This window comes from Actinomadura sp. KC216 (assembly GCF_004348535.1).
GTDB lineage: Bacteria > Actinomycetota > Actinomycetes > Streptosporangiales > Streptosporangiaceae > Spirillospora.
On record NZ_SMJX01000572.1, the window covers coordinates 1 to 2,331 of the forward strand.

Sequence of the window (2,331 nt, forward strand, 5' to 3'; positions counted from 1 at the left end):
CACTTGGGCGGCGAGGTCAACGCACGCGACGTCTACTGCATATTGAGCTACGCCCGCCCTACGTCGGCTCACCGACATGAGGTCCTCAACACAGGACGGGCAGAGAGGACTGTAGGGCGCGGCCTGAACTCCGCAGATGGAACAGGAGCCAGCCGGGGACGCGGGATGGTTCACGGGGTGGCTCCGGGGGTGTGCGGGCGCAGGGTGTCCCAGGGCTTGGGGGCGGTGGCGCGGTTAGCGTGGGCCTTGGCCAGAGCGAGCCGGGCGTTCTCAGCGCCCTCCTGAGTGAGCTGGTAGTAGCGACGGCGCGGACGGCCGAGGGCGTCGGCCTCGCGCTGCTCGCGCGGCTCCTCCCAGCGGGAAGTGATCCACCCGGCCTGCTCAAGCCGGGCGATGATCGGGTACACGGTCCCGGTGGGCAGCTCGGTGGCCTGCACCATCTCCAGCCCGTACCACTCGCGCCCCGGCTCCAGCAGCGCCTGGCGCAGCACCATCTGGGTCTGCACCGTCATCCGCGGTCCCCGGCTCACTGCGACCCCCTCCTCCCATTACGCACGGCCAGCAGCAACCCGGCCACCGCCGCCGCCGACCCAACCGGCCCTGCGACCGACGGCACCAGCACCACCAGCACCGCCGCCGCGAACGCGACCACCACGATCCCCAGCCACGCCAGCAGCTCCCAGGCGACGAACACCCCGGACCGCCCCGATCCGCTCCCGCGTCGCTCGAACTCTACATAGCCCATGCCTCGTACTCTACATACGCTCGGCCCGAGGCCGCCAGCGATCCAGGGCTCCTGAACCGATCGTGAGGATGATCGGCAGCTACGACAGTGAGCCCGACGCCAACTCAACGCGGTGCCGCTCAACCCAGGCATGGGCGGCCTGCACCTCACCAACGACCCCGGCGTCACGAAGCCTGACCATCGCCGGGTCACCGGCTGCGGCAGCGGCCGCGATGCCACGCCAGCAACGGTCCTGCCACCACAAGATCACATCGATCGGTTCGCGCAGGTCGATCAGCCCATAGGCGTCACACACTAACCGGACCTGTCGAGCCGCCTCCCTGACATCGCTGATGCCTGGCCCCAGCCCCACGTACTGCTAGCACACGTGTGCGACGTCATGGATCCGCCGTCCGGGACTCGCCAGGTCCCAATCGATGAAGGCCACCGGCCGCAATCCCGTACCCAGATCCCGGTACACCGTGTTCTTCGGTGACAGGTCGTTATGGCATACGACCTCCTCGTCCCCAGGCAGGTCGGTGGCGGCCGTCAGATCGTGAAACTCCCGGACTATTTCGGCGACCTGCATCAAGCTCTCGTCACTACCGACCCCGGGAGGCTGAACCGGCTCCCAGGCCACGCGACCGTCGACGAAGCTCAACACTTGTCGGCCTTGTTCGTCGATCCCCGAGAACCGCGGCGCCCCGTCCCAACCGGCTCGCTCCAACAGTTCGAGAAGCCGATGAACGAACTCCGAACGAGCAGCAGGCCGCCGCCGCACCGTGTCACCAACCCGGACAGTGACGTTCAAGAAGCCACCAGGCAGCGAGGACTCAGCCACCCAACCACCCTGCCCCGCGCATCACCACTGCCGCCCGATCCGGTCGTCCGGGCCTCGCCTCCATTCGGAGGTACACACTTCCGCCCCGCGCGGCAGCGGGGCGGATGCCTTCCAAGCGTCCAACGGACGTGTGTCGTACCCGCAAGGGGCCCCGCCGCCGAGCGCGGCTCCTGCCTCATGCCAAACCCCCATCGAAGGACAGCCGACCCCTAGGCGAGTCGTACAGGTTGGCGACGGCAGGGCCCCGATTCGCTACGGCGGTAGTGGGGCTGGCTGTGCGTCGGGACGGGCCCTTGTCGGGCATCCGCTTGTGGGGTGCGGCTGTCTGCCGGGGAGTCGTCAGGGAGCGGATGGCGGTGGTGGTTGTTAGGCCGCTCGGGCGAGGTGGGTGAGTGGTGGCCCGTGCGCGTCGGGTGGTGGGAGAACGCGGTAGATGTGGCGTCCGGTGCTGTCGCGGACGATGTTCATCTGTTCGGCGTTGGTGTGTTTGAAGCGGTTGTGCCATCCGCAGCACAGGGCGAGCCGGTCGATGTCGGTGGGGGAGCCGAGGGCCCAGCCGGTGACGTGGTCGACTTCGCAGAGGGTGCCGGGGACTTCGCATCCTTGGACGGCGCAGGTGGGGTAGAGGGTTTCGAGGACTTGGCGTTGGCCGGGGGTGGCGAATCGGGCCCGCTGCCCGAGGTACAGCGGCACATGGCCGCGGCCGAGGATGAGGGGCGAGACGCCCGCGTTGAGCGCGATGCGGCGGACTTGCTCGGGTGGGAGG

Annotated in this window: 5 protein-coding genes; all 5 read right to left on the reverse strand. The window is 68.7% G+C overall.

What is annotated here, in order from left to right:
• Positions 1–170: 170 nt before the first annotated feature.
• Positions 171–512 carry a helix-turn-helix transcriptional regulator gene (locus E1264_RS42040; RefSeq protein WP_132183088.1) on the reverse strand — a complete coding sequence of 114 codons (342 nt, stop codon included), beginning with the start codon at positions 510–512 and terminating at the stop codon, positions 171–173.
• A 14-nt stretch (positions 513–526) separates the two neighbouring features.
• Positions 527–745: a hypothetical protein gene (locus tag E1264_RS42045; protein WP_132183090.1), complete on the reverse strand. Its 219-nt coding sequence runs from the start codon at positions 743–745 to the stop codon at positions 527–529.
• Between the two features lie 79 nt (positions 746–824).
• Positions 825–1,040, reverse strand: coding sequence for a hypothetical protein (locus E1264_RS45785; protein WP_243711510.1), 216 nt, complete (start codon positions 1,038–1,040; stop codon positions 825–827).
• 63 nt (positions 1,041–1,103) lie between these two features.
• Positions 1,104–1,565 (reverse strand): phosphotransferase, encoded by a 462-nt coding sequence (locus E1264_RS45790; protein ID WP_243711511.1) that lies wholly within the window; start codon positions 1,563–1,565, stop codon positions 1,104–1,106.
• 366 nt (positions 1,566–1,931) lie between these two features.
• The coding region (locus E1264_RS44310; protein ID WP_165964667.1) for an HNH endonuclease signature motif containing protein at positions 1,932–2,331 on the reverse strand (400 nt) is incomplete at its 5' end.